Raw genomic sequence first — 3,592 nt, forward strand, 5'->3', positions numbered from 1 at the left:
CGAGTTCGGTGGACGCGTCCGGCGCGGGGCCGAGGCCGGCTTCGGCCAGCGCCAGCGCGGCCTGGCGCTCGGCTTCGGGCCAGCGGCGCGGGTCGCTGCCGTAGCTGTCGAGCAGTTCGGTGAATCGCTCAGGGGTCATGGCTTTTCGTTCCTTAAGTCGCCGCCCGGTTGCAGTTGCGCGCGCAGGGCACGGCGCGCACGCGAGAGCAGGCTTTCGAGGGCTTCGACTGTGACGCCCATCACGGTCGCGGCCTCCTGGTTGGACAGTTCCTGGTAGTACTGCAGCACCAGGGCTTCGCGTTGCCGCGTCGGCAGGGCCTTCAGGGCGGCCGCCAGTCTTGCGCCGCGCTGCGCGGCCTGCAATGCCTCGTCGGGCGCCGGGCCGGGGTCGGGCGCGTCGTCCAGGGCGTCGTCCGTGGCCTCGTCGTGCCGGCCTCGCAGCCGGTCGTAGCACAGGTTCATCGCCACCCGGTGCAACCAGGTGTCGAAGCGGGCCTGCCCCGGCTGCCAGTCGGCGGCCTGCTTCCACACGCGCAGGAAGACCTCTTGCGCCACTTCTTCCGCCTCGCTGCGCCGGCCCAGAAAACGCACGCCGAGCGCCACCATCCGCGGCAGCTTGCGCGCGACCATCTCCCGCATCGCCTGCGGCTCGCCGCGCCCCACGCGCACGAGCAGCGCGTCGTCGGAGTCAGAGGAGTCTGTTGTCAATGGCCACCATCGCTGCTGTCGCGCCTTCGCAATGCCCCGGACCGGGGTTCCAGGGCATTAAACGGCGGTGGCGCGGAAATCCGTCGCGGGTATTTCTGGCGACGCGCTCAGCCGGCGATGCCGCAGAACTCGCGCCGGTACTGTTCGGGCGTGGTGCCGGCCTCGCGCTGGAACATGGCGATGAAGGCCGACGCGGTGCTGTAGCCCAGGTCGAACGCGATTTCCTGCACCGTGTGGCCGGCCTCCAGCGCGTCGATGGCGCGCAGGAAGCGCAGCCGCTGGCGCCAGTCGCCGAAGGACATGCCCAGCTCGCGCTGGCACTGCCGCGCCAGCGTGCGCTCGGTCATGTGCACGCGGCTGGCCCACTCGGCCAGCGAGCGGTGGTCGCCGGGCTCGGCCTGCAACGCGTCGAGCACGCCCAGGAGCGCGGGCGACGCGGCCGCCGGCAGGTAGCAGCGCTGCACCTCCGCCAGCGCGAGCTGGTCGACCACCACGTGCGCCAGCCGCAGGTCGGCCTCGGTCTGCGGCACGTGCAGGTCGCGCGCGGCAAAGTCGGCCAGCACGCTCTTGATGATCGGGCTGATGCGCACGGTGCAGGGCTCGGCGGGCAGGCGCTCGCACAGATCGCGCGCGATGTAGATCGAGCGGTAGACGATGGCGTGGCGCAGCGTGCAGCTGTGCACCACCTTCGGCGGGATCCACACCGCGTACTGCGGCGGCGAAAGAAAGCGCAGGCCCTCGGTGTCCATCTGCATGGTGCCGTGGGCGGCGTAGTTCAGGTGGCCCCAGGTGTGGCTGTGCGGCGCGGCATGCGTGTCGGCGCCGATGTCGTCGTAGCGGAAATAGAACGGGCCCGCCATGCCCTCCACGTCCTGGATGGCGAGCAAGCGCAGCCTGTCGGCCATGTTCCCGGCTCCTTCCGAAGAGAAAGCGTCCGGATCGACGGACTGAATGTCCTGATCGAGCTATATGCCGCAGGACGGACGACCCGATGATAGCCCTGCACTCTCAAGAAAGCCTCCTGTCATGTGGCAATACGCCTTTCCCCTGCTCGCCGTGGTCATCTGGTCGGGCAACACCGTCGTCAGCAAGATGGCGGCCGGCGCCATCGCGCCGGCCGAGATCAGCTTCTACCGCTGGCTGCTGGCCGCCCTGCTCTTCACGCCGCTGGCGCTGCGGCCGGTGCTGCGCAACTGGCCGGCCATTCGCCCGCAACTGGGCCGCATCGCGGTGCTCGGCCTCCTGGGCATGGTGGTCTACCAGAGCCTGGCCTACTACGCGGCCTACCTGACCACGGCCACGCACATGGGCATCATCGGCTCGCTCACGCCGATGATGGTGCTGGCGCTGTCGATCCTGCTGCTGGGCCAGCGGCTCACGGCGGGCGCGGTGGCGGGCTCGCTGGTGTCGATCGTCGGGGTGCTGGTGGTGGTGTCGTCGGGCGACCTGGGCACGCTGCTGAAAAGCGGCGCCAACATGGGCGACGGGCTCATGCTGCTGGCCATGCTGGCCTACGCCATCTACGTGATCCTGCTCAAGCGCTGGGGCATGAAGGGCGTGCCCGCGCTGCAGCTGCTCTACCTGCAGATCGTGGTGGCCGTGGTCGCGCTGCTGCCGCTGTACCTGCTCACGCCCAGGGTGGGCCTGTCGGCCGCGAACCTGCCGCTCGTGGCCTTCGCGGGGCTGGGCGCGTCGATGCTCGCGCCGCTGGTGTGGATGCACACGGTGGCGCACATCGGCCCGAGCCGCGCGAGCATGTTCTTCAACCTGATTCCGCTGTTCACCGCGCTGATCGCGGCGGTGGTCATCGGCGAATCGCTGGCGGCCTACCACGCGGTCGGCGGCGTGCTGACGGTGGCGGGCGTGCTGCTGGCGGAGCTGTGGAAGGCGCCGCTGGGGCGCCGCCGGGTGCTGGTGGGCTGATCAGGGCGTTCAAGGGGCCGTGGCCGAGAACACCTCGATCGCGATCACCTTCGACACCGAGCGCCCCTGCTTCACCTCGCCCGGCACGATCAGCCGCGCGAAACCGTCGCTCGTCAGGTCGACGCTGTCGGCCTGGTAGGCGATCATCGCGGCTTTGTTGCCGAAGCCCGGGTCGATCTCGCCCAGCGACAGCGTGGCCCGGTAGCCGTCGCTGCCGGTGACCACGGCGTACATGCCGAGCGTCGCGTTCTTCGGCGTGGTCGGCAGGCCCAGGCCGCTCAGCAGCGTGAAGAGGTTGACGCCGCGGTACACGTTGGCGCCAATGGTCAGGTCCGGCGCCGCGAGCATGCCCTTGAGGTCCGCGGCGTTGAAGCTCCTGGGCCCGGTCACCTTGCCCGACACGGCGAACGACGCCGACGGCGCGCCGCCGGTGCCGGCCGCCGTCGCGGGCGCGGCCACGACGTCGAGCCGCGTGAGGTTCGACACGTAGCGCCCGCCCTTCACGTCGCCCGGCGCGGTCACGCGGAAAGGCCCGTCGGTGGTGCTCAGCGGCGCCGAAACGCCCGCCGTGGTCTCGGCATAGGCCACGGTGGCGGCCTTGTTGCCGAAGTCGGGGTTCAGCTCGCCGAGCGCGAACACCACCTTGTAGCCGTCGGCGCCGGTGGCCAGCAGGTAGCGGCTGAGCACGTCGTTCTTGACCGCGCCGTCGACCTGGATGCCCGCATCGCCCAGCAGCGACCAGAGGTTGGCGCCGGTGTAGGTGTGCGTCTGCGGCCCGCTGCCGCTGGAGAAGCTGTAGGTGGCGGTGACCGCCGCGCGCGCCGCGAGGTCGGCCTGGGTGAAGGCCGCCGGCCGGTCAACGGCCCCGCCCAGTTGCACGGCCGGTGCGGCGGGGGTGGTGGTGGTGGCGGTGGCGGCGCGGGAACCGGCGCGGGCGCCGGCACGAGCGGCACGAACACCC

Annotated in this window: 4 protein-coding genes; 1 reads left to right on the forward strand and 3 read right to left on the reverse strand. The window is 70.9% G+C overall.

What is annotated here, in order from left to right:
* Positions 1-135: 135 nt before the first annotated feature.
* Both BMG07_RS40125 and BMG07_RS40130 read right to left on the reverse strand, forming a co-directional pair.
* Positions 136-708: an RNA polymerase sigma factor gene (locus BMG07_RS40125; protein WP_198089134.1), complete on the reverse strand. Its 573-nt coding sequence runs from the start codon at positions 706-708 to the stop codon at positions 136-138.
* 107 nt (positions 709-815) lie between these two features.
* Positions 816-1,613: a helix-turn-helix domain-containing protein gene (locus tag BMG07_RS40130; protein ID WP_198089135.1), complete on the reverse strand. Its 798-nt coding sequence runs from the start codon at positions 1,611-1,613 to the stop codon at positions 816-818.
* 121 nt (positions 1,614-1,734) lie between these two features.
* Here BMG07_RS40130 and BMG07_RS40135 point away from each other — a divergent pair, with 121 nt between their 5' ends.
* The gene (locus BMG07_RS40135) at positions 1,735-2,631 is read left to right on the forward strand and encodes a DMT family transporter (protein WP_198089136.1); all 897 of its coding nucleotides are present in this window, start codon (positions 1,735-1,737) and stop codon (positions 2,629-2,631) included.
* A gap of 9 nt (positions 2,632-2,640) precedes the next feature.
* Here the strand turns inward: BMG07_RS40135 and BMG07_RS40140 are convergent.
* Positions 2,641-3,592, reverse strand: a 952-nt coding sequence (locus BMG07_RS40140; RefSeq protein WP_198089137.1) for a molybdopterin-binding oxidoreductase, incomplete at its 5' end; no start/stop codon positions are given.

Source organism: Variovorax sp. E3, from assembly GCF_016082275.1.
Classification (GTDB): Bacteria; Pseudomonadota; Gammaproteobacteria; order Burkholderiales; family Burkholderiaceae_C; genus Variovorax.